The organism is Acinetobacter sp. YH12144, from assembly GCF_013418345.1.
In the GTDB taxonomy this organism is placed as follows: Bacteria; Pseudomonadota; Gammaproteobacteria; order Pseudomonadales; family Moraxellaceae; genus Acinetobacter; species Acinetobacter amyesii.
In genome coordinates this window covers 1-23,514 of record NZ_VPCD01000008.1, presented here as the reverse complement: position 1 = coordinate 23,514, position 23,514 = coordinate 1, and the positions used below count along the sequence as shown (strand labels likewise).

Below are 23,514 nucleotides of genomic sequence, written 5' to 3'. Positions count from 1 at the left end.
AACTCAATTAACGATTGTTGTTTTCGTCGTCTTGAGCATCTTCAAATTTAGTTTCGCCATCAAAACCAGCATTTTGACCGCCGAAGCCACTTTGACCGCCGAAGCCACCTTGACCACCGAAGCCACCTTGACCACCGAAGCCACCTTGACCACCAAAGCCACTTTGACCACCGAAGCCACCTTGACCACCGAAGCCACCTTGACCACCGAAGCCACCTTGACCACCGAAGCCACCTTGTTGGCCGCCGAAGCCGCCTTGTTGACCACCGAAGCCAGCAGCGCCTTGAGCACCAGCAGGAGCACCAGCAGGACGTGGGTTACGTGCTGGAACAACAGTTGAAATAGCGTGTTTGTAAACCATTTGGCTTACAGTATTTTTTAATAAAACAACGTATTGGTCGAAAGATTCAATATGACCTTGCAATTTAATACCGTTTACAAGGAAGATCGACACTGGAATACGTTCTTTACGGAGAGAATTTAAGAACGGATCTTGTAAAGTTTGACCTTTAGACATGTTATAACTCCAAAAAATAATAAAAATCAGCGCAAAAGCTACCTTTACTTTTCAATTAAAAATTATCAAAAAGGTAGTCTGTAAATTTTGCTTTATCCGTAGCACTTTCGCAAGTCTTCTTGAGCCTGCTGCGCAGTTAAATATGTAGTAAATTTATGCGTTTCTTGCAAAGATCTTAACCAAGTATATTGACGTTTTGCAAGTTGTCGTGTTGCAAAAAGTGCCTTATCCTCCATTTCACGCTGTTTTTCGCTACTTTGATCACTATTTTTCAAAAAATCTAAAGCTTGACGATATCCAACTGAGCGCATAGAGGGTAAATTTTCATCTAAATCGTATTTTTCAATGAGAGCTTTCACTTCATTTAAAAATCCAATTTCCCACATTATTTTTAGACGTCGAGCTATACGCTCATGTAATTCTAATCGGTCGGGCAATAATGCGTAATTATGAAAATTGTATCGGTATGGTACGTTTTTAGGTTGCTCAGCTTGTAACTGAGTAATGGGTTTACCGGTTAACTTAAAAACTTCGAGCGCACGGATAATTCGTTGCTTATCACTCGGTTTAAATTTTTCACCTGCCAATGGGTCTACATTGCACAATTCTGCATATACAGCATCCCAACCTTGCGACTCAGCTTTGGCTTCAATTTCAGCACGTACGGCATAGTCTGCACTTGGTAAATTTGAAGACAACCCTTCCAATAAAGCCTTGTAATACAACATTGTACCACCGACTAATATCGGTGTTTTACCTCGTGCATGCATATCATCAATCAGCACACACGCATCTTCCACAAAGTTCGCTGCCGAATACACTTCTAGCGGACTGATAATATCAATCAAATGATGTGGATATTTCTCCAACTCAGCTTTACTCGGCTTGGCCGTACCAATATCCATATCCTGAAAAACCAAAGCAGAATCGACAGAAATTAATTCGAATCCACCTTGCTCGTATAATTCACATGCCAAGGCGGTTTTACCGCTTGCAGTTGGTCCCATTAAGTTGATGACCGGCAATTGATTTGACATGTAAAACTACTCTCCCCGAGCAAAAAGTTTATCTAGCTGTGCCAATGGAAACGCACGCCACGTCGGACGTCCATGGTTACATTGGCTGGCAAATTCAGTTTGTTCCATCTGACGCAGTAATGCATTCATTTCAGATAGACTTAAAATACGGTGTGCGCGTACAGCGCCGTGACAGGCCATGCCTGCCAATATTTGATCGCGCTTTTGTAGTAACCCTGCAACCTGATCACTTGGGTCTAAATCATTTAATAAATCTGGAATCAGCGCATCAAAGTCTGCTTTATGCAAAATGGCAGGAACACCTCGGACAATAACTTGCTCATCGCCATATTGATCTATTTCTAAACCTAGGCGTGCCAATTGTTCTTTGAGCTCATCGACGCGCATCGCTTGCATCCTACTGATGCTCACGACTTTAGGAATCAGCAATTGCTGCGATGTCCAAAACTCAGGTTTATCCCAAGCAGTTTTCATTTGTTGCAAAACAATGCGCTCATGTGCCGCATGCATATCAACAATGATTAAACCTTCGGTGTTTTGGGCCAAAATATAAATACCATGCAATTGCGCAATGGCAATCCCCAAAGGATGCTCATCGACTTTCTGCTGAATATGTTCAGCCAATGCGGTATCCGGATCATTTAACGACTCAGTTTGACGTAAAGGCGCCAAATAACTTTGCAATGCATTATTGAGCTGTCTGGAACCCGCTAAATTTGACTGATATCCAGCACTATTGTTCGACGCATTTGAATATTGCTGTGTATAAGCTTCCTGCCCTGTTGGCGCATGATTAGAAGCATATTGCACTGTTGCAGGTGAACTAAAGTCAGTGAGTCCGCCTGAGATCTCTGGACTGACAAAATTTGAACCTTGCTCTGCAACTGGCTGAGATTGATGTAATGAAAATTGTTCCTGATGACGCGGCTGCGGAATAATATTTTCGTGTGCCTGCCCGTCGAGTTTCATTGCAGATGACAATTCGGCTGTCGCGGTTTGAAATTGCGCTAAAGTCGATTTGGCAAAATGGCGCACAAACTCATGTACTTCACGTTGATTTAGAAAACGTATTTCATGCTTGGTTGGATGCACATTCACATCGATATTTTCTGGATCAACTTCCATAAACAACAAATAAGCGGCATGTTGATGCCCATGCAAAATACCGTCATAAGCCATGCGAAGTGCATGTGAAACGGTCTTGTCTTTTACGATACGTCCATTCACATAGACATATTGCATATCGGCCTGCGCACGTGCATCTGAAGGATGGCCTAACCAACCACTGAGACGCATATTGACGCTATCAGCATCTATCCAGTACGCATTTTCAGTAAATTGACGGCCTAATAATTGTTGTACCCGCTGAAAACGGAGCGCGCCACTGTCTGCAATAGGCAAGTTCAGCTTAATACTATTGTTATGCTCAAGGACAAAACGTATATCAAAATGGGTCAGTGCCAAACGACGGACAATTTCTTCGATATGTCCAAACTCAGTCCCCGGTTTTTTGAGGAACTTACGCCGTGCAGGCACATTAAAAAATAAATCTTGCACACGGATGGTGGTGCCTTGCGTCGCTGCCACAGGCTGAATTTCTTGCGAATCAAATGCGGTGCCATTTACTTCGACCTGATAGCCTACACCGTCATCATTTTGGCTACTGGTCAATGTCAAACGAGACACCGCAGCGATCGAAGCCAAGGCTTCCCCACGAAAACCTAGACTTACAATGGCATGCAAATCTTCAGCAGTTTGGATTTTACTTGTGGCATGGCGCATGACCGCCAAAGGTAGATCTTCAGGGTGAATACCCCGACCATTGTCTATTATTTCAATCAGTGTACTGCCGCCTTGTTCAATACGAACAATCAGCTCAGTCGCCCCTGCATCAATGGCATTTTCCAGTAATTCTTTGACCACAGAAGCAGGACGTTCAATCACTTCCCCTGCGGCAATTTGGTTGGCTAAGGCAGGATCAAGCGTTCGAATGCGGCGGGCACTGATTTCATTCAGCATGGTTAAATTTTTGCTCCAAAGCGTTTTGCAAAGTTTCTGAAGAAGAGCTTAAAGTCGCTGTACGGGTGGTTTCATCCGCAGACTTTTCAATATTAATAATTAAATCAGCCTCAGGGATTTCGTCGCCCCCTTTAGATGGCCATTCAAATAAAAATAGGGCGTTCGGCGTTTCTAAATAATCACGGATACCCATAAGTTCAAGCTCATAAGGGTCATTCAGACGATATAAATCAAAATGAAAAATATCTTGTCCTTGAATATTGTAAGGTTCAACTAATGTATAGGTTGGACTTTTTACCGCACCTTGATGACCCAAGTGTTGTAAAAAATAACGTGTTAACGTGGTCTTTCCTGCACCCAAGTCACCAATTAAATACGCTACACCCGTCGTAAAATGCGTCGCCAGTACGGTAGCTAAGTTTTGGGTATCGACTTCACTATTAAGTTCCAGACTGAATGAATACTGCATATTACTCACAACATGTACATAAGAATTAAATATGATAGCATCGCACTGGCTAAAATGGATATGTTCACACTACAGATTGAGCATTTTTCATGATGTGTTCTCTGCTTTATTTGCTCAGTTTTTAGATCTTTCTTCATGCACAGTTTTGAATTTACTCCCCCAATGATCAATGGTGTTAGTGCCAGCAAAGTCTTCCTTGACGGTCAACACACGCAAGCCTCTACCGTCTATGCATATTTGTGTGAACAATTTCCTCATATCCAAGCAGCAGAGTGGCAACAACGATTTAAGGATGGATTGGTCTATGCCGCAAATGGTGACGTTTTAACGATAGACAGTCCTTTTGAAGCCAATCGTCATGTTTATTATTATCGATTCTTAGCGCATGAAATCCATGTTCCTTTTGAGCATCAGATTTTGTTTGAAAATGATCATTTCATTGTGGTCGATAAACCACATTTTCTCACCATGAGTCCAACCGGTCAGTATGTACAAGAAACCTTATTGGTTCGACTCAAAAAACAAACGCAGCTTGAACAGCTAACGCCGATTCATCGTTTAGACCGTGAAACTGCAGGTGTGGTGCTGTTTTCCAAATGTGTCGAAAGCCGTGGGCTGTATCAACAAATGTTTGCCACTCGAAACGTTCAAAAAACCTATCATGCCATTGCAGCTTATCGAGATGAATTAAATTTCCCAATCACAACTCGCTATCGCATGGAAAAAGGTCAACCTTTTTATACAATGCAAATAGTAGATGGTGAACCTAACAGCGAAACCTTCATTCAGCTGATCCAGCAGCATGGAAACCGCGCTAAGTATGAATTAAATCCCCATACCGGCAAGCAACACCAACTTCGTGTACATTTAAATGCTTTGGGCATTCCAATTCAAAATGACCCCTTTTATCCAGTAGTACAACATAAGGCAGATGACGATTTCAGCCAACCTTTACAACTACTTGCGAAACATCTTGAGTTTATCGATCCTGTGACAGAGCAGGCTTTTCAATTCAGTTCTGCCTATGAATTGACACTGTAAATCGATTGTCATTACATTAAATTGATAAAATACTGCCAAACTTTCTTGAATTTAAAACAGTTTTGATTAGAATAAATGCGAAAAGTTAAGTATTTTAAAGCTTTCTAAGAATATGAGAAAAACTGAAGTCTACCAAATCCGCCTCGATTCACAGGAAAAGAAACAGGCCTTTGCCGTGTTTAAACAATTAGGCATTACACCTGCACAGGCTGTACGTCTATTCTTTAAACAAGTTGTTTTAACCAAATCAATCCCCTTCTCTATTGAAAACCAAAATATCAATATTGAACAATTGATTAAGTTACGCAAATTAAAACAACAAGAAGCCCAAGCCATTTCAACCACTGAAATTAGCCCTGCGGAATTAGAAATTTTAAATAATGATCCATTATTAGATGATGATCATCTCGACTTGTTTGAAGAGCTCAATGCAATTTTGGGTGAAGGTGACAAAACTTAACACTGTCGCATTTATAAACAATTTATAAATCAACCAATTTCGAAAATTCGATATGCTTCATGCAAGACTGATAAAAATAGCATGGAGTATAGAAAAAAATGATCGTTCGACGCGCAACAGAAGCAGACCTTCATCCACTTGCTGTTTTATTTGATGAATATCGCCAATTTTATGGCACCTCTTCTAATCTTGATATCTCATATAAATTTCTAAGACAACGTTTTGAAAATAATGAAAGCGTAATTTTTATTTGCTTAAAAGATGATGTGATTACTGGGTTTATCTTACTGTATTTGGGCTTTTCATCTGTGGCTTGTTCAACCTACTATATTTTAGATGATGTCTATGTCAGCCCTGTATATCGTCGTCAGGGTTCAGCCAAACAATTGATCGATACCGCGGTTCTCTTTGCTCAACATGAAGGTGCGCTTCGAATCAGCCTCGAAACTCAAAAAAATAACTATCACTCACATCAGCTCTATGAATCGATGGGCTTCATTAAAGATGATGAATTTCAAACTTATCATTACTTTATTCGCTAATGCCTTGCTCGGCATTAAAAACATCATCAACGCATATTAGAAACGCATCTTTAAATAATTAGCAGACATATTTATGGGCTTTAATACCGCACATTCATCCTTCAAATGATGACGTATCAAAGCCCTGTACCTATTACTGTGAATTTAGATTTTCACGAAATTTCGATTGTTCAATTTGCGCTGCATTCAAATAGATCCATTCACCCTCAGCAATATCTTCAAGCTTTAATTGTCCTATTTGAGCACGATGTAATGTTTCAACTTTATTGCCGACAGCCGCCAACATCCGCTTCACTTGATGATATACCCCTTGATGGACAGTCATTTGCAATTGATGTGAAGCCAATAGCTGTACATCGGTTGCAGCGAAAATGCCTTTTTCGTTTCGAAGCTCCACGCCTTGTTCTAATTGTTGTATTTGCTCAGGTGTCACAGGATCTGCGGTATGCATCGAATACACTTTGGCAACATGCTTTTTAGGGTGTGTAAGCGCTTGTAGATATTGACCATCATCCGTGAGCAGCAACAGTCCAGTGGTGTCTTGATCCAGTCGCCCGACGCATTGCAGACCACGATTTAACAGCACATCATCAAATAATTCAAAAACACTAAAATGATGGGTTGCCTGATGCGAACATTCATAACCTTGAGGTTTATTTAACGCGATATAAACATGCTCACGATAGGTATAGTCCTGTCCATGCACACTGTAAGTTAAATCATTCAAGTCCAGCTTTTGCTTTGGATTATCTACAATCTCACCGTGTATTTCGACCGCACCATTTTTAATCAACTGTTGGCAATATTTACGCGAACCAAAACCTTGTGATTGCAGCATTTTTTCCAAAAACATAGAACAACCTAATAAACACCATATATTGCTATTTTATACTGAACCACGAGCCAACTTGCAGGAAAAATAGCGGAAATAATCTTGAACGCCAGTTTTTAATGTTTCTGCGCTACACTATTGATTATTTATTGAAGTTTCTCACGAATATCCTATGTCTCAGTTGGATTTAAATCTGATCGTGTTATTGGTGTTATTGGCTTGTGGCATCTTTAGCCACAATACAGCGATCACCATAGCAGCAGGTGTCTTGATTATTTTCCGCATCACGCCTTTAAGTGAATTTTTCCCCTATCTGCAACAATATGGCTTAAACATTGGCATTATTATTTTAACCATTGGCGTACTCACGCCGATCGCTAGCGGAAAAATACCCGGTGATTCGATTTTAAAATCCTTTTTAAGTTGGAAATCCCTCGTCGCAATCGCCATTGGCATCTTTGTCGCATGGCTAGGCGGACGTGGTGTCAAACTGATGTCCAATCAGCCAGATGTGGTTGCCGGACTATTGATTGGGACAGTCGCAGGTGTTGCCATGCTGCGTGGTGTACCTGTCGGCCCACTCATTGCAGCAGGCATCTTGTCGCTACTGATTGGGATTAAACAATAAGGCCGTTGCTGACATAGCGGTTTAACAAAATTTTAATTTGAGCCATGCTGCATTTGAAATAAACGTCGACTAAGCATGATTCCAACGAATGATAATGCTGACATCAAGATCCCCGCCCAAAACCACGCGCCAGTTTGTGAAACCACAGTGGCAATCACAGGTGGCAGAACAAATTGTGATATGGCAGAGCATTGTAAAATCATGCCGACCGTCGTACTAATTGCCGCAGGATAAGGTGCAAAATGCAGTGCTTGCGCAAAGACCGTCGCAGCAACCAAGCCTCCAAAAAGCGAAAAACTAAACACCGTTAAATATTGCAGTAAAAAAGGTAACGCATCTTTAGAGAGATAAAACCCTAAGGAGCAAATGATCAAAACAGCAAAACCCAGTTGGACTAAAGTTTTAGCTTGAAAACCACGCTGTAATAGCAGTCCACACCCCCATGTGCCCACAGCATTCGCAACGGCAACACTGGCTGTTAAAGCACCCGCCAGTTCTGCTGAAATTTGGTTTTGGGCATAAATCATCGGTAAGAAGCCCACCAATGCAAACCACTGCCCTGCATATGTCCCAAAAATGAGCGCCAAAAGCCATGCTGCAGGATGTTTCAGAGTATCCCGAATGAGACCAATAATAGGTGTTGTATTCAGCGCCACATTAGGCTGAGGAATAAACATAGCGATACAGAGTAGTAATGCTGCAGTAATCATAGCGAAACTGAGCCAAACCACACTCCAACCATATTGAGCAATTAGAAATGGCGCAACCAATAAGGCAATGCCCATACCTCCACCCATATAGGCACTCCACAGCCCCATCTTTGCGCTGATGTGCTGTAGCGGTACAAGCTGACGGATAAATGCAGGCCCTGTGAGTGTCACCAATAAGAAGCCAAATCCTTCTATGACACGCAGTAGCAACAAGACATCAAAGCTTTGTGCAAAGCTCCCCCATGCACTTGCTATCGTCAATAGACTTAAGCCCAATAAGATACACAGTTTAAATCCAATTTTTTGGATATAACTACCAATCAACAATGCAAAGCACATTCCTGCACCCTGTACTAGTGAGAGCAATAAACCAGACTGAATAAAGCTAATACCAAGTTGCTGTTGTAATACAGGTATTGCGGGCGGTAATTTCCCGATATGCATTGCAGCAACAAAACCTGCCGCAATAATGAATAAATCTTTTGACATCCCTTTCATTGAATTGTCATGCTCTTTTCGCCATGCAATAGTGCACAGCTTAACAATTCAAAATATTATTTTGAGTCAAAAAACAAATGACCTTAGATGATTTTTCAATTATTTAATCATCTTGCACCGTCACATGCTAAGCGCACTTTGATTTAAATTAAACAATGATATTCCGTGATGTCATCTGCAATTGTTTGAGACAACACGTATTCCCATCAAAAATGTTTTTTCTGATACTTTCAATAATTTGGCGGTAGTGAAGGAATTCACCTGCCTAACAATTAGTGAATTATTTAAGCAGTGAGTTATTCAATATTTACTTGTTTCCGTTCACGCTTATTGGCGTACATTTTCAAGTCTGCCATTTCGACCAATTGATCGATGGATTCGGCATCCTCTGGAAATAAAGCCATGCCAATACTGGCACCAATTTTCAAGCTCATTTGCTCGAATGCAAATGGCAGTCCGCAACTTTCTGCGATTCGATTCATCGCCGTTTGCGCACGCTCTAAGTTGGCAATATTGGTTAAAATCACAGCAAATTCATCACCACCCAAGCGTGCAACCAAGTCATCTTGACGTGTTTCACGCAAAATGCGCTGTGCAATTTCTTTCAGTGCAGCATCCCCAATGCGATGTCCAAACTGATCATTAATCGGCTTCAGACCATCCATATCAATCATCAAGATACCTAGCACTTTTTTCTGCGCACGTGCTTTTTCTATACCTTGGCGTAAAAAGTCGACAAACAAAGCCCGATTAGCTAAACCTGTTAAGCTATCTTGAGTCGCCAATTTATATAACTCTGTCGCACCGAAACGTGTTGCATGGTACATCGCCGCAGCGATCAACTCAGACATCAAACTCAATATATGTAAATCGGCTTCCTGAAAGGCATCGACTTGGTCAGAGTAAATCTTTAAAACACCGACACCTTCATCACAATGAATCAATGGCACTACTGCCATCGAACGCAATCCAACACGTTGACATGCCACGCGATCTACCCGTGCATCTGTTTCCGAATCTTGGCAATACAGTGTTTGTTTTTGCGCTATACATAGACCCGATAAACTATTTTCAATATGAAGTCTTAAACCCAGTAAATGACTCGCCCCACCAGACACTGCACGATAGACCATATCACCATCTTCAGCCAACTCTACAACTGCACCTTTAGCATGTGTAATCTGCTGCGCCTGTTCTGCCACTACGGTCATCACTGCATTTAGATCTAAACCCAGTTTGGCAATAGCTGTCTGAGTTTGAATCACAGACATGAGTTGAGTTGGTGAGGGTTCTATAGAATTGGGCATGATTGAGTTCAAACAGGGTTCAATGTGAGATACAGCTCAATTCTAAAAATTATTCATCCACTTGTATAGCAATCTTAAAGTAATTTCTGTGCATTCAAGCACTTTAGATACAACTCTTTCAAATACTGCTCTTCGAAAGAAAATGCACTCAAGGAAACAACAGAGCAAGCAGAATCATCGATACATATTTCGAAGGTTGGGGAAGTCATGATGTATGGATGACCCACGTATTTCACGACTCTCCCCCTGAATATTATTTCAACGCGTAAATTTCACTCTGCATCCATTCTCCGCCTTCCAGTTGCACATCGACAGCCACACGTTGATATTCAACCCCTTCAAATTCATCTAAAGCCGCCCAATGTGCGGCTAAGTTTTCAGAGATAAAAACATAGCCTTCAATCGCTAGACCTGCCTTCGATAAACGAATGCCCGGACTGCCCATCGCCGCACCCCAGCCTTTATGTTCTAACTCACCCCAAACCACACCTTTCTTCCACTCGCCACCAATACGCTCCATCACATGAGCATTGGGCTGACCTAGACGTAATGTCCCGTATACAAAAAGACTCTGAGTCATAGCTCCCCCTTAGTTGGAATAATATTGATTGCGTTTTTGTGAGAATTTGGCCAACTGTTTTAGGAAGCCTTCAAAATAGCTTTTTTCAGCCTCTTCGGTACGATAACCGGCGTACAAAGTTCGTCTTAAACCTTCAGGTGAAACACAATCTAAACGTCGAGAGGTCACCCAACCTTTTTGTTCATATTCATTCACGACCCAATCAGGTAATGCCGCGATACCACGACCACTTGCAACCAACTGAATCAGCATCTGGGTCAAATCTGTGGTACGGACATGTTTAGGCTGAATATTGGCCGGTAAAAATAATTTCGCCATGATATCTAAACGATGTTTATCAACCGGATAGGTAATCAGCGTTTCTTCTGCTAATTCTTGAACAGTCACATTTGTCGCACGAACCAATGGATGCGTATTTGACAGTACCAAACGAGACTCATATTCAAAGATAGGGAAATATTCCACACCTTTTAAATTGATCGGATCTGCCGTAATCAGAAGATCAAACTCGCCCGTTTGTAATAGTTCATGCGGATTGGCTTCAAAACCAGAGGCAAAGTCTAAATCTACATCGGGGTATTGTTGACGGTAGACATTCAATAACGGCATGAGCCAGTCAAAGCAACTATGACATTCAGAAGAAAAAATAATTCGGCCGGTTTGACCATGCACAATACGTGTAATGTCCGATTGCGCAATTTGAACTTGCGGCAAAATGTCATCGGCAAGGCGTAGTAAACGTTGCCCAACATTCGAAAAGGTCACAGGACGTGTGCGTCGGTTCACCACCTCTACCCCATACCAATGATCAAGCTCTTTCAACTGATGTGAAAGCGCAGAAGGCGTTAAACACAGATCATTAGATGCAGCGACCAAAGAACCATGTTCTCTGAGTGCCAATAATGTTTTGAGATGGCGTAATTCCAACATAATGAGTTCCACAAACGACATACTGAATGAGCTGAAAATCAGTATTTTTAAATTATATTTATCATATCATGATATTTATGAATCATATTCATCATAAATTTTATTTAACTATTTTTTATTCACATGAATATACTTCATCAAGTTTTTCTGAATCATCTTTAGCTAATGTGTTTTTTTCACATTACAAATCAGGTAATTTTTTTCCACAATGCGGGCAATATGCATACTGCTCACGCTCCTGCTTTAATGATTCCTCTTTTTGCTCACGTAACAATTGCCAAATAATATCCTGTGTTTGCTCACGGGTTAAACCCACTGTTTTTCGGATTTCTTCGATTTTTTCAGGCTCAAGTACAAAATCAATTTCACGATTTTGAATCAACTCACGAAAACTGAGTTCTAATTGTTGTTTGCGTTGCTCCAATTCATGTGCCAAACCATTGGCTAAAATACCTGCTGGCAATGCTGCCAAGCCAACCCCTAATATCGTAATCATTGCACCTAATATCCGCCCAACAGGGGTTATCGGTGTTACATCGCCATAACCGACCGTCGTTAAAGTAACAACAGCCCACCACATGGACGCAGGAATAGAACTAAAGACCTCTGGCTGTGCTTTACTCTCAACTAAATACACCCCAGCTGCGGCCATAATAATCATAATAAATAAAATAAAAACAACAGCTTGAAATGAACCTTTTTCACGTTCAATGACACGTAACAAAATTTGCAACGACACAAAATATCGAGTTAATTTTAATAAACGCAGTAATCGTAAAATACGTAAAAAACGCAAATCAAAATGGACAAAGAAATTTAGATATGCAGGTAAAATTGCCAATAAATCAATAATTGCGCCACCACTTTTTACCCAATTCAAACGATTACGCCAAGCGGAGTAAAATGGGTCTTTATCTGCAATCGACCAAAGCCTCAATACGTATTCAACACTAAATACAATGATTGAAAAATTTTCAAAAAAATCAAAGTAAACTTGATAAGACAAATAAATATCATTGACCGATTCGAGTAAAACCGCAGCAGCATTACCTAAAATCAGCAATATCAAAGCATAGTTGAGAAAATGACTAAATTTAGTTTCATAATCATCATTATGTAAATTGTTATAGACAAATTTACGCAGTGAATACCATGCACTAAAAGTCATAATTCAAATCGTTAGCAAATTAACTTGCTACAGTGTAAACCATCGCTTAGGAAAAATACGAATCCTTTAGACAGTCTACTGTTAAATCTATTGAACGATATTAACCACACTTTATTCATCAGTATTTTTCGTATGCACCATATATCCATTATTCCACAAATAATAAAGCCAAACGAACTTGGTCATATCCCATGCGTGGACTGGTCAACTCCACAATTGGGCGCAGCTTAACAGTACCATCATCGTTATAATGTGCTGGGTCTTGTCGTTTCGCCAAACGTTTATAAATTTTACGCACCTGTTCAACCACGTCTTCTCCCGGATGTGCCACCGATATATCTAAACCTTGCTCTTTTTGCAGACGAGCCAAATGGTTAATAATCGTAGCAGGTGTTAAACCACGCTCCACTGCAATATCTTGAATTTCATAACCTTCTTCAAATAATTCACGAGTTTGATCTAAAGTCGCTGTGGCAAAGCTTTGTTTCGCACCAGTTTTGGCAATTTTCTTTTCATTGCGCTCGATTTCCACTTCATTCAGTGTTCCGCCACAATGGCGAATAAAGGCTTTGTGTTGTACGGTTAAATCAGCCTCTGCAAAATTGGTTTCCGCTTCATCAGAGAGTTCCTGAAAGCGTCGATCGGCTTTAACGGCCAAACTGTCGAGTTCTAAGGCTTGTTCATTAAAACCAAGTAAACGCAAACCATCTAATGTTTTTAAACGCGACAATGCCACATAACCCTGACCTTTCTCAAAAGTATGGGTCAAGTTAATTTCAGCTGCTGCAAGGGTCATCCCTTGAGATTTATGAATGGTAATCGCCCAGGCCAAACGTAGTGGAATTTGTTGGAAACTGGCAATGGTTTTACCATCATCATTATCGACAGACCATGTTTCAGGTTCGACCACCAAGGTCGTGCCGTCAGTGAGTTTTACTTTAGGCAAGATGCCATATTCATCATCTTCTTCAAAACCTATCACTTCACCGAGGCTGCCATTGATATAACCCACATCGAAGTTGTTTTTTACAAACATCACTTTGGCATTTTTCTTTAAAGTCAAAGTTTCCGGTGCACGCACTGATGATTTTAAGGTTTCAATCAGTTTGTCATTACCATCGCATTGAGCATCAAACTGGCGAGATTCTTGTTCAATTTCATTTAGATGCTTATAGTTAATACTATCCACATCCATATTATGGGTATACAGACGCGTAAAGGTTTCACCAATATTTTGCGCACGGGTTTGCCCTAAAGCATGCAAATGATCACCCGTAATTTGCTGAGCACGAATCGCATTTAGAATATCATTGAGATAGTCATTACCCTGACGATGTTGTTCGGTCAAATAACACACGCGAAACTTCGCTTCTACCCATGCCTCAGACATAAAGCAAAACTTATCACGGTTTAATTCACCTTTGCGTCCCACAGGGGGTAACTGGAAGAAGTCACCCGCAACAATGACTTGGATTCCCCCAAAAGCGTCTTCACTGTCTTTAAAAAATTTTAAAACTTTATTCACCAAGTTTAATTGCTTGGCATGCAACATCGAAATTTCATCGATAATTAAAACTTGGGCATTTCCCAAATGCTCTTTTAAATATTTACGTTCTTTTAAGCGCTTTAATTCATCTTCGGAAATAGCATCTTTAATACCAATCCCTGCCCATGTATGAATCGTCATGCCATTCATATGGGTTGCAGCAATCCCTGTAGAAGCTGTAATCGCCACCGGCACTTTGCGCGCTTTCAAATAATTGATGTACTGATTTAAAGTATAAGTTTTACCTGCACCAGCCGAACCTGTTAAAAACACATTTTCGCCTGCTTTGAGCAGCTTGAGTGCAGTTTCTTGTTTCATAAGACCTATACCGTAAAAGAACGGCTATAGCCTAACGATTTTTGACTCAAAAGTTAAGCGCACAACACAGTTTACTAAATCCGTATTTCGCCAATCTTACTTTAAGCTATTGAACCTATTTAAAAATTCTTTGGCGATATTTACTTTTTCTATTTCTGCTTGGGTATTATTTGAATACTCAAGTTGATCAAAAACCAAAATGTGGTTTTGCACATGACAGCCCAAAGTCATCGAAACATGCAAAATGGGATGATACATATGAAAAGCTACATATACTCTTGCAATGATACTGGCGCTATAACTTGATGCCAAACAATGTTTAAAGTGAATAGATTCATCAATAATTCGATCGATGGTTTTTAATTCTTCAAAGACCCACTCTTGAAAATATATTTTGTCTTCTGTTGTAAATGGCTGCCATACTGTTGTCTGAAATTTACGCTTTAATTGAGTTAACACTTCTTGCTTTTGTTGCTTAGCATGCCAATGCACCGCCTGATGAAAGACCCCATTCCAGGTAATATTTTTAGGGACTGTATGACCTGTAGAATAAGTCGCACTAACATAGTCACGCACATATGCATCAAATACAGATACTCTTAAATTAGCATGCTTTAAATAAAATAAATTTCGAAAATCCTGCAGTTGAATTTTATGCTGTCGTAACATACTTAAAAACTGGCGATTTTCTTGGGTTTCTGGATGGATATAATCCATCAAAGCCTGCGGTAAATGCTGCGTACAACGTACTAAATGTTGCAGATAGGCCTGCATAATACGGCTCAAAGGTAGATAGACTTTTTTTATGGCCTGATCCTCCGCGCCTAACACCTGTCGCATTAAGATCAACCACTCATCTAAATACAAAATCGATGGGCTGATCACTACACGATGATCATCATGCTGCTGATATTTTCGCTGTAAAACAAACTGTAGATTTTTTTCATGATTAAACCAATCTTGTTCATGCGCAATCGTATGGCAATTTTGAATAAATAAGCGCGCTGCAACAAATTGAAAATGTTGTAAGGTCGCAAGAATCAATGTTGGATAAATATGCTGCGTATCGACGAAACTCAATGCCGTCACAGCCACACGTACATTACTGTGTTGAAAATTACGACTCAGCCAATCCAACACTTCGACTGACTGCTTGAACATCCATCGCACTGCACGGTTGTTATCGAGTAAAGGGAGTTTTCCACATTTTTTTTGCCAAATTGCTGTAGCTTGCACAAAATTACTGTGGCTTAATATGTCCTGCTCTGCCCAAACATCCCGATGCATCAAACGAATAAAACCCAACAAATTGGGACGCTCATATGCATGGTCGAGCAACAAAATAATATCTTCTATATGTTCATTTAATTCTTGTAAATTGAACCGATCTTCATAACTCAAACTCATGATCCGGTAAATCGTTGGATCTAAAAATTGTGCTGTAGCAAAACAAATCTCGTCCAAACTATCCATCAAGAGCTGTATCGGCAATATTTCAGCTTCTGTAAGTGAATGAAGCGCAAACATCTGCTCAATCTTTTGCATCAACCAATGGGGTAGACAGATTTGGCATTCGATATACGTTTGTAATAGCGGTGTCTGATAAATCTGCTGCTCTTGCATCAGCTGATCAAAAATTTGCGCTTCAACTGCTGTCATCTGTGCTAAAAACTGCTGAACACGCGCTGGCCCATTTAGATGTTGAAAAATCGACTGTAAGATCAATTGTCTAAATTGCTGTGCTTTTTCTCTGAGCAAGAGTGAATGTTGCGGCTTTAGGTCGCCAGTAAAAAAATACAATTCATGAAATAAGAAATCTTCTACTACTTCAATACATGGCACTGTCGTATGCAATTCAGCAATTTTGATGGGTCTAAATGGACTTCTAGGAAACTGATAGCCAATCGATTCACGACTTTGTAGCTGTAAGGTCCACAGTCCATTACACAGTTGAATGCGGTGCTGCTCTTGTTCAATTTTAAAGATATTTTGTGAATTGAGTGCTGTAGCAAGATCCATTTGCTCTTGATACAACTGCTTTAAACTTGGAGATATTCGAATAAGTTGCCGAGCAATATGCTCAAGCTGCGGGGTCAAGCTTTTCTTTTCCATCTTCCGCCCTAACGATCGTTGATTATTTTTCAACCTTCACTATAGTCAAAGTTTAATGCTCCGACTACTGCCATTAATCAGCCGAATAGCTGTACAAAAGGTCAATACAAAGGCGTTCAATAAAAAAATCTAAAAGCTATTGTTGTGACAAAATTCACCATAATTTTGAGCTGTGACGAATAAAAATGAATGAAGTTGAAGAGTAGTCACTATTATTGATCTGTAGAATATTGTTCTGAACGGATTTTCTTAAGCTGTTCTATCGCATTGTAAATATCTTGTTGTAGAGCCTCTCGATAACGCTTTAAATCCTCCACACTCTGAATATGACTTAAACTTTGACGGGGTAAAAATTGAAAATAGAACGGAATGCGCTTGGGGATAATCCGTTTGGGTAAAGACGGAATCACATCACCATGGCGTAATAATTTATCGAGTTTTTGTATTTTTAATAGTTGTTTAAACCAACGATGTTCAACGATCACACTGGCATCAAAGCCCAGTTCAAAGACTTCATCTCCACCTAAAGCGGCAAAAGGCACGATATCATAATTAAATTCTTGCGCCAGTTTTAAAAAGCCATAACGTTGCTTCCAAATCAGTTGATAGGCTTCGCCTTTTCGCTTCAAAACCTCTCGACCACCACCGGGAAAAACTAAAATGGAATAACCTTGTTGCATCACAGTTCTGACATAGTCCTGAATACCTTGGACTGCACCGAACTTTTTGACCATGCCACGCCAACCGGGCAAATAAAAATGGCTATGATCAGCGATACTGACCACAGCCACTTTATGTTCATTGTAGAGATAATCAATAATCAACGGTGAATCGAGTACACCGTAAATTGTATGATTCCCTACATACATTGCAGGTTTTGATGCATCAATATATTCAGCGCCAAAAAAGGTCGGCGTGAAATACATGCGGGATAAAGCGCTTAAACGCTTTATCCATTTTGCATCATGTTCAACCTGCAAATGTGCTGACCTTAGGCAGCATCATGTTTTTGAACAAGTACAGAACCTACTGAGTAGCCTGCACCAAATGAGCAAAGTACACCATATTCGCCATGATTTACTTCATTCGCAGTACGGTGCAATGCAATAATGACACCTGCTGATGAAGTATTGGCAAATTCATCAAGAATGATTGGCACAAGGTCTGGCTGAGCATGTTCTTTACCCACAACCAGTTTCAGAATCAATTCATTCATGCTGGCATTTGCTTGGTGTAACCAGAAGCGTTTTACATCTGTTGCCGCAATTTTATTGTCATCCAATTGCTTAGTGATCATTTTCGCCACTAATGGACACACTTCTTTAAATACTTTACGACCGTCTTGACGGAAACGGTTGTTGTCGATGTCAGCATCGACTTCACTCATATTTAAGTAACCGAAGTTGTTACGAATGTTATTTGAGAACTGAGTAAACAGGTCAATATCCAACACTTCAAAACCAGCTTTGGTTTCAGTTTCTTCAATGATCGAAGCCGTTGCAACGTCACCAAAGATGAAGTGACAGTCACGCATACGGAAATCTGTATGACCAGATGTGATCTCAACGTTCACCAATAACACGCGACGAGCGCCTGATTTGATCGCGTCATAGGCTTGTTTGATACCAAAAGTTGCAGCTGAACATGCAACGTTCATGTCATATGCATAGCCCTGAATACCTAATGCAGTTTGGATCTCAATCGCTACAGCAGGATAAGCACGTTGAATATTTGAACAAGACAAAATTACTACATCGATGTCTTCTGCAGTCACGCCTGCATTTTCCATCGCTTGTTTAGCCGCAGCGACACCCCATTCCGCTTGTAGCGAAATTTCATCATTTGGACGTTCATGTAGCACTGGGCGTAAACGTTTTGGATCTAAAATACCGCTTTTTTCAGCAACATAACGTGCTTTCACGCCAGACGCTTTTTCGATAAATTCTGCACTTGAACCACGGCGCGCTTCTAGCTCACCGGCTTCAATTTTTTCAGCATTGTCGCTGTTGTACTGTTCCACATAAGCATTTAAAGCTTCAACTAACTCTTCGTTAGTAATTACGTCTTCTGGATGATAAAGACCTGTACCCGTAATGCGGATGCCCATGTAAAACTCCTTTTAGAAATTACCTATATCTTAACTGATTCCGAGCTTATCCCATACTTTTTGCAAGCGGGATGGAGAAATTGGCATCTTGGTCTTCATTGGTTGAGAGAAAATAGAGATGCGTAACTCCTCAACCATGAAATACAATTCTTTAAGGCGAGTGTCATTTTTAAACTTAAATAATTTTTCCATCCATGGGTCAACTTGATCAATGGCAGAATTGTCCCTTTGTAGGTTATTTGGCAAGCGGTCTAAACGCAAGACTAATGCCTTCAAATATCTTGGAAATTCGAGCCACACATCGGAAGTTTTGCCATAAACAAAATCTGAAAGTTGCATCAAATCGAGCTGATCTTCAATGTCATCAATATTCTTTCCAAACACAGAATCATCTAAAACCAACAATTTCCGACGTATATCCTGCCATTGAATATAGGTTTCAGTTAAAACGGCTAATGCTTGTTGCCCATGGGTTAAGAAAGATTTCTTTACATTTAAAATCAGGTTTTGGTACTCCTGCACATTGACAGGTAGCTCATTTATTGCAAGCTGAAGTGTGGCATAAACTAACATTTGCTCTAGTTTAGCTTTGTCACCTAGCGGTGAATAAGCCAATGCCAAGGGTTTAGAAATCTGTTTTTTCAACTGACGAACTAAGTCACCCAACTGCATATGAACCAAACGAATGATCCCTTCGCGGTGTTGTTTGACTGCTTCAAATTGGTCATTGAAAGTCTGAATCACCACACCAGATTCGTCTTTGGCATCCAACTCTGCAAAGCCTTTGACTGAAACAAGCGCTTGGTATTGTTTCACCACCACACCCGTGACTTTTTGTGATGCTTCGAACACAAAATTATCAGGGAAGGTTTTAAACTCACCTTTTAACTGTTTGACTGGGCTATGAGTTTCCGTACGACAGCGTGCTTTGAGTTCATCTAGATCACGACCTTGCTCAATCACACGGCCTTTTTCATCAATGACTTTGATTAAAGGCAGCAGATATTGCTCAACACGTTCCCAAGAAAAGTCTTTGTCTGTGATTTGCTCACCACGCAGTTGGAACGCCAAGAAACTAAAAATATGCTCGCGCAAATGCACGGCATCGACACGATCCATCAATTTACGCGCTGTATCTGGTATCGGCACCAAATGACGGCGCTTATCTTTTGGCAGTGCTTTAAGTAAAGCTTCAATCAGGTCTTGTCGCCAACCAGGTATACCCCATGACCAAATATTTTCATCCACTTGCGGCAAAGCTTGAACTGGAATTTTGACCGTTGCACCATCTTCATCATGACTTGGGTCAAAACGATAACTTGCAGCCAAACGCAGTTCACCATTACGTAGATAGTCTGGAAATTGCTGGGTCGTTGGACGGTCATTCATCCAAAGCGAATCATCATCGATAAATAAATAACGCGGATTTTGTGGTTCTACCGTTGCACGCCAGTCTTCAAAACTACGACGGCTTGCCACCTCTTCAGGCACTTTAACAGCATAAAACTGGTAAATGGTTTCTTCATCCACCACCAAATCACGACGACGCAGTTTATCTTCAACACGCTCAACTTCTTCGAGTTTTAATAAATTGTGTTTTAAGAACGGTGGCGTAATACCCAAATGTCCCGTCGTCAATGCATCGCGTAGGAAAATTTCATGCGCCGCCGGATGATCTACTTTTTCATAATTAATCTGACGACGTGGCTCAATAATCAAACCAAACAAAGAAATTTGATCATAGGCATTGACTACACCAGATTTTTTTGACCAATGAGGTTCAAAATAATGATGTTTCAACAAATCGCCTGCGGCCAATAAAATCCATTCAGGTTCAATTTTCGCCAACGTTCGAATATAAACCTGAGAGGTTTCAACCATCTCAAAAGCCATGACCCAAGGTGTATTGGTTTTATGCAAGGTTGATGCAGGGAAAATACGTGCCTTTTGCTGACGCACCGCCATGAACACGTTACGTTCATCGGTTTTATTGGCAATAAATGAAAGTAAACCCGTTAATAGCGCACGGTGCAGATTTTCATAATTGGCTTTCTTTTCATTAAAGGACAGTTTTAAACCCTGAGCCAAATCCACCAATTGCTCATGGGTTTTTTTCCACTCACGGAGGCGTAACCAACTCAGGAAATGGTTGCGTGCAAATGTACGACGCTTATTTTCACTCATGTCACGGTTGGCGACTAAAGCTTCCCATAACTTGATATAGAACAAGAAATCTGAGTCAGCTTCACGGAACAAAGCATGTTTCTGATCGGCCTGCATTTGTTTATCCGCAGGACGTTCACGTGGATCTTGTACTGCCAAAGCAGCGACAATAATCAAGACTTCATTTAATACGCCAAAATGCGCTCCGCCCAAAATCATCCGTGCAAGACGCGGGTCGATTGGCATTTTCGCCATTTGCTGACCAATTTTGGTTAAACCACCACCCTTCGCCGGAGGAAGTCCCCCTTTTGTAAAGGGGGATTTAGGGGGATTACTTTCAATAGAATCTCCCCCAACCCCTCTTTGCGAAAGAGGGGCTTTCCCTTTCTCAACCATCGCCCCAAGCTCAATCAAAAGCTTACGACCATCATTCACCAAACGATGATCTGGCGGCTCAATAAAATCGAAGTCTTCTAATTCACCAAAGCCCAAACTTTGCATTTGCAAAATAACCGAGGCCAAGTTGGTTCGTTTAATCTCCGGTTCGGTAAATTCAGGACGACTCATAAAGTCTTCTTCTGAATACAGTCGAATACACACACCTGGTGCAATACGACCACAACGACCTTTACGCTGATTTGCTGCCGCCTGTGATACAGCCTCAATTGGTAGACGCTGTACACGTGAGCGATAGTTATAACGGGATATCCGTGCAAAGCCACTATCAATTACATAGCGAATATTTGGCACAGTTAAGGCAGTTTCTGCCACGTTGGTGGCAATAATAATCCGTCGCCCACCGCCTGATGGATTAAAGATCTTTTGCTGTTCTGACAAAGCTAATCGAGCATAGAGAGGCAAAACTTCGGTATGTCGTGGCCCAAACTTTTGCAGTGTTTCCTGTAACTCACGAATTTCTTGTTCAGTGCTGGCAAAAATCAAAATGTCGGCATGTTCAGGATGACCTTTTTCCTGCGCATCTTGAAAACATTCTTCTACAGCTGAAACCACGGCACGGGGTAAATTTTCTTCAAAATCGTCAAATTCATCGTCATCACTACCGACAATACTCAGCTCTGAAATCGGACGATAACGGAGTTCTACCGGAAAGCTTCGACCTTCGACTTCAAAAATAGGTGCCCCATTAAAGTAATTCGAGAATCGATTTACGTCTAAAGTTGCTGAAGTAATAATGACTTTGAGATCTTTACGACGAGGCAAGAGCTGTTTGAGATAGCCCATGATGAAGTCAATATTTAGCGAACGCTCATGCGCTTCATCGATAATAATCGTGTCGTATTTATTTAAGAATCGGTCATTGGCCAGTTCTGCCAATAAAATACCGTCAGTCATTAAACGAACGATGGAATCTTGTGAACCTTGTTCATTGAAACGAACTTTAAAGGAGATCGACTCTCCTAGCTTTTCGCCCACTTCTTCTGCAATACGTTGCGAAACGCTACGTGCAGCCAGTCGACGGGGTTGAGTATGACCAATCAAACCCGTTAAACCACGACCTGCAAGCATTGCAATTTGCGGTAACTGCGTGGTTTTACCCGAACCGGTTTCACCTGCCACAATAATCACTTGATGCTTTTGAATCGCGTCAATTAGTTTGTCTGCATACTGCGTAACAGGTAAGTCTTGATTTAATTTAATATTTGGGATGCGGGCAATCCGTTCGCGCACTTTCGCATTCGACTTTTCAAACAAATCTTGAAATTTTTCAGGATTGGCTTCTTTGCCTTTTTTCAGCCGACTTAAGCGATGGCGATCACGAACCATGACCAATTGATCGACATTTAACTGACTTGGCACAGATGCATTATCCTAATAATTAAAATAGAACCGAATATTTTACGCTGTATGTAAAAATAGTGAAAGATGAATCTATTTTTTGCGTGCCTGAAACCAATAGGTAAAGCCGAACAGAATAAAATGATAAAAAACTAAAATTGCGGCCAATAACCAATAATTGCCACATGCTTCAATACTGCCATGTAATGGCTGATAAAATGACACTGTATAGAATATACTCAATGGCACAATTAAAAACATCAATAAAGTGAAAGTGATGATCAAGAAATGATGAACAGATTTTGCTAAGCACAAAAAAATTGAAAATAATATGCAAATCTACCCAATAAAAATAAATAAAAGAGGTTCATCCGATGAAGAACCATTCATTTCAGCATAATAATTAATTTGATTCGGGCTAGCACCTTGAAATGAAAGCACATTCTTGATTCATCCAGTACAGAATAATAAAGCCATATGCTGACTAGAATAGGCAACTCAAGCCAATCCATTTGAAAGCTTTATACATTAGGGTGTGTTGACATTTACAGCCGATAAATTGAGCTAAAGAGGCAACCATATAAATATACAAGCTAAAGCAACAGCGCTTTGATAGTTACGTTTTAGCTTATCGTATCTTGTGGCAATTCCTCTAAATTGTTTTAATCTACAAAATGCATTTTCAACTAAATGTCTGATTTTATACATATACCAGTCCATATCATCATTGCTA

At 40.5% G+C, this 23,514-nt stretch carries 19 protein-coding genes and 1 pseudogene; 4 read left to right on the top strand and 16 right to left on the bottom strand.

Annotation, left to right across the window (positions count from 1 at the left end; translation table 11 throughout):
• Positions 1–7 precede the first annotated feature (7 nt).
• The 4 genes from hfq to tsaE form a co-directional block, all read right to left on the bottom strand.
• Complete coding sequence (hfq, locus tag FTU79_RS06580) at positions 8–517, bottom strand: RNA chaperone Hfq (RefSeq protein WP_180040220.1); 510 nt, start codon at positions 515–517, stop codon at positions 8–10.
• Positions 518–609: 92 nt separating this feature from the next.
• Positions 610–1,554, bottom strand: a complete 945-nt coding sequence (gene miaA / locus FTU79_RS06575; RefSeq protein ID WP_180007346.1) for a tRNA (adenosine(37)-N6)-dimethylallyltransferase MiaA — start codon at positions 1,552–1,554, stop codon at positions 610–612.
• Between the two features lie 6 nt (positions 1,555–1,560).
• Positions 1,561–3,573: a DNA mismatch repair endonuclease MutL gene (gene mutL, locus FTU79_RS06570; protein ID WP_180007347.1), complete on the bottom strand. Its 2,013-nt coding sequence runs from the start codon at positions 3,571–3,573 to the stop codon at positions 1,561–1,563.
• Positions 3,563–4,042, bottom strand: coding sequence for a tRNA (adenosine(37)-N6)-threonylcarbamoyltransferase complex ATPase subunit type 1 TsaE (tsaE, locus tag FTU79_RS06565; protein ID WP_180007348.1), 480 nt, complete (start codon positions 4,040–4,042; stop codon positions 3,563–3,565). Before tsaE ends, mutL begins: the two co-directional genes overlap by 11 nt.
• Positions 4,043–4,177: 135 nt before the next feature.
• Here tsaE and FTU79_RS06560 point away from each other — a divergent pair, with 135 nt between their 5' ends.
• The 3 genes from FTU79_RS06560 to FTU79_RS06550 all read left to right on the top strand — a co-directional run bounded on the left by FTU79_RS06560 (position 4,178) and on the right by FTU79_RS06550 (position 6,085).
• A complete protein-coding gene (locus FTU79_RS06560; RefSeq protein WP_180007349.1) occupies positions 4,178–5,083 on the top strand; it encodes a pseudouridine synthase in 906 nt (301 codons plus the stop codon).
• 112 nt (positions 5,084–5,195) lie between these two features.
• A complete protein-coding gene (locus FTU79_RS06555; protein WP_078189014.1) occupies positions 5,196–5,543 on the top strand; it encodes a type II toxin-antitoxin system RelB/DinJ family antitoxin in 348 nt (115 codons plus the stop codon).
• Between the two features lie 98 nt (positions 5,544–5,641).
• The gene (locus FTU79_RS06550) at positions 5,642–6,085 is read left to right on the top strand and encodes a GNAT family N-acetyltransferase (RefSeq protein ID WP_168378877.1); all 444 of its coding nucleotides are present in this window, start codon (positions 5,642–5,644) and stop codon (positions 6,083–6,085) included.
• A gap of 133 nt (positions 6,086–6,218) precedes the next feature.
• Here the strand turns inward: FTU79_RS06550 and FTU79_RS06545 are convergent, their stop codons facing one another.
• Positions 6,219–6,938 carry a pseudouridine synthase gene (locus FTU79_RS06545; protein WP_180007350.1) on the bottom strand — a complete coding sequence of 240 codons (720 nt, stop codon included), beginning with the start codon at positions 6,936–6,938 and terminating at the stop codon, positions 6,219–6,221.
• Between the two features lie 151 nt (positions 6,939–7,089).
• Here FTU79_RS06545 and FTU79_RS06540 point away from each other — a divergent pair, with 151 nt between their 5' ends.
• The gene (locus FTU79_RS06540; protein WP_180003104.1) at positions 7,090–7,545 is read left to right on the top strand and encodes a DUF441 domain-containing protein; all 456 of its coding nucleotides are present in this window, start codon (positions 7,090–7,092) and stop codon (positions 7,543–7,545) included.
• 32 nt (positions 7,546–7,577) lie between these two features.
• On the opposite strand, the gene FTU79_RS06535 is transcribed toward FTU79_RS06540, so the two are convergent.
• The 11 genes and pseudogenes from FTU79_RS06535 to FTU79_RS06485 form a co-directional block, all read right to left on the bottom strand.
• Entirely contained in the window at positions 7,578–8,744 is a 1,167-nt protein-coding gene (locus FTU79_RS06535) for a CynX/NimT family MFS transporter (RefSeq protein ID WP_257223272.1), read from the bottom strand.
• Between the two features lie 305 nt (positions 8,745–9,049).
• Positions 9,050–10,060: a sensor domain-containing diguanylate cyclase gene (locus FTU79_RS06530; RefSeq protein ID WP_180003108.1), complete on the bottom strand. Its 1,011-nt coding sequence runs from the start codon at positions 10,058–10,060 to the stop codon at positions 9,050–9,052.
• A gap of 253 nt (positions 10,061–10,313) precedes the next feature.
• Positions 10,314–10,640 carry a gamma-glutamylcyclotransferase family protein gene (locus tag FTU79_RS06525; RefSeq protein ID WP_180040213.1) on the bottom strand — a complete coding sequence of 109 codons (327 nt, stop codon included), beginning with the start codon at positions 10,638–10,640 and terminating at the stop codon, positions 10,314–10,316.
• Positions 10,641–10,649: 9 nt separating this feature from the next.
• The gene (locus FTU79_RS06520) at positions 10,650–11,570 is read right to left on the bottom strand and encodes a LysR family transcriptional regulator (protein WP_078189020.1); all 921 of its coding nucleotides are present in this window, start codon (positions 11,568–11,570) and stop codon (positions 10,650–10,652) included.
• 181 nt (positions 11,571–11,751) lie between these two features.
• A complete protein-coding gene (locus tag FTU79_RS06515) occupies positions 11,752–12,738 on the bottom strand; it encodes an ion transporter (protein ID WP_180007353.1) in 987 nt (328 codons plus the stop codon).
• Between the two features lie 148 nt (positions 12,739–12,886).
• Entirely contained in the window at positions 12,887–14,602 is a 1,716-nt protein-coding gene (locus FTU79_RS06510; protein ID WP_180049329.1) for an AAA family ATPase, read from the bottom strand.
• Between the two features lie 96 nt (positions 14,603–14,698).
• A complete protein-coding gene (locus tag FTU79_RS06505; protein WP_180049327.1) occupies positions 14,699–16,714 on the bottom strand; it encodes a hypothetical protein in 2,016 nt (671 codons plus the stop codon).
• Positions 16,715–16,926: 212 nt separating this feature from the next.
• On the bottom strand, positions 16,927–17,694 hold the full coding sequence (locus tag FTU79_RS06500) for a 1-acyl-sn-glycerol-3-phosphate acyltransferase (protein WP_180049325.1): 768 nt from the start codon (positions 17,692–17,694) through the stop codon (positions 16,927–16,929).
• Between the two features lie 11 nt (positions 17,695–17,705).
• The gene (locus FTU79_RS06495) at positions 17,706–18,821 is read right to left on the bottom strand and encodes a beta-ketoacyl-ACP synthase III (RefSeq protein WP_078189024.1); all 1,116 of its coding nucleotides are present in this window, start codon (positions 18,819–18,821) and stop codon (positions 17,706–17,708) included.
• A gap of 30 nt (positions 18,822–18,851) precedes the next feature.
• Positions 18,852–22,769, bottom strand: a complete 3,918-nt coding sequence (locus tag FTU79_RS06490) for a DUF3418 domain-containing protein (RefSeq protein WP_218945422.1) — start codon at positions 22,767–22,769, stop codon at positions 18,852–18,854.
• 576 nt (positions 22,770–23,345) lie between these two features.
• A pseudogene (locus FTU79_RS06485) lies at positions 23,346–23,514 on the bottom strand (IS5/IS1182 family transposase); the annotation flags it as partial.

Coding starts and splice junctions, on each gene's coding strand:
- hfq (WP_180040220.1), bottom strand. CDS start 517: ATGTCTAAAGGTCAAACTTTACAAGATCCGTTCTTAAATTCTCTCCGT.
- miaA (WP_180007346.1), bottom strand. CDS start 1,554: ATGTCAAATCAATTGCCGGTCATCAACTTAATGGGACCAACTGCAAGC.
- mutL (WP_180007347.1), bottom strand. CDS start 3,573: ATGCTGAATGAAATCAGTGCCCGCCGCATTCGAACGCTTGATCCTGCC.
- tsaE (WP_180007348.1), bottom strand. CDS start 4,042: ATGCAGTATTCATTCAGTCTGGAACTTAATAGTGAAGTCGATACCCAA.
- FTU79_RS06560 (WP_180007349.1), top strand. CDS start 4,178: ATGCACAGTTTTGAATTTACTCCCCCAATGATCAATGGTGTTAGTGCC.
- FTU79_RS06555 (WP_078189014.1), top strand. CDS start 5,196: ATGAGAAAAACTGAAGTCTACCAAATCCGCCTCGATTCACAGGAAAAG.
- FTU79_RS06550 (WP_168378877.1), top strand. CDS start 5,642: ATGATCGTTCGACGCGCAACAGAAGCAGACCTTCATCCACTTGCTGTT.
- FTU79_RS06545 (WP_180007350.1), bottom strand. CDS start 6,938: ATGTTTTTGGAAAAAATGCTGCAATCACAAGGTTTTGGTTCGCGTAAA.
- FTU79_RS06540 (WP_180003104.1), top strand. CDS start 7,090: ATGTCTCAGTTGGATTTAAATCTGATCGTGTTATTGGTGTTATTGGCT.
- FTU79_RS06535 (WP_257223272.1), bottom strand. CDS start 8,744: ATGTCAAAAGATTTATTCATTATTGCGGCAGGTTTTGTTGCTGCAATG.
- FTU79_RS06530 (WP_180003108.1), bottom strand. CDS start 10,060: ATGCCCAATTCTATAGAACCCTCACCAACTCAACTCATGTCTGTGATT.
- FTU79_RS06525 (WP_180040213.1), bottom strand. CDS start 10,640: ATGACTCAGAGTCTTTTTGTATACGGGACATTACGTCTAGGTCAGCCC.
- FTU79_RS06520 (WP_078189020.1), bottom strand. CDS start 11,570: ATGTTGGAATTACGCCATCTCAAAACATTATTGGCACTCAGAGAACAT.
- FTU79_RS06515 (WP_180007353.1), bottom strand. CDS start 12,738: ATGACTTTTAGTGCATGGTATTCACTGCGTAAATTTGTCTATAACAAT.
- FTU79_RS06510 (WP_180049329.1), bottom strand. CDS start 14,602: ATGAAACAAGAAACTGCACTCAAGCTGCTCAAAGCAGGCGAAAATGTG.
- FTU79_RS06505 (WP_180049327.1), bottom strand. CDS start 16,714: ATGGAAAAGAAAAGCTTGACCCCGCAGCTTGAGCATATTGCTCGGCAA.
- FTU79_RS06495 (WP_078189024.1), bottom strand. CDS start 18,821: ATGGGCATCCGCATTACGGGTACAGGTCTTTATCATCCAGAAGACGTA.
- FTU79_RS06490 (WP_218945422.1), bottom strand. CDS start 22,769: ATGGTTCGTGATCGCCATCGCTTAAGTCGGCTGAAAAAAGGCAAAGAA.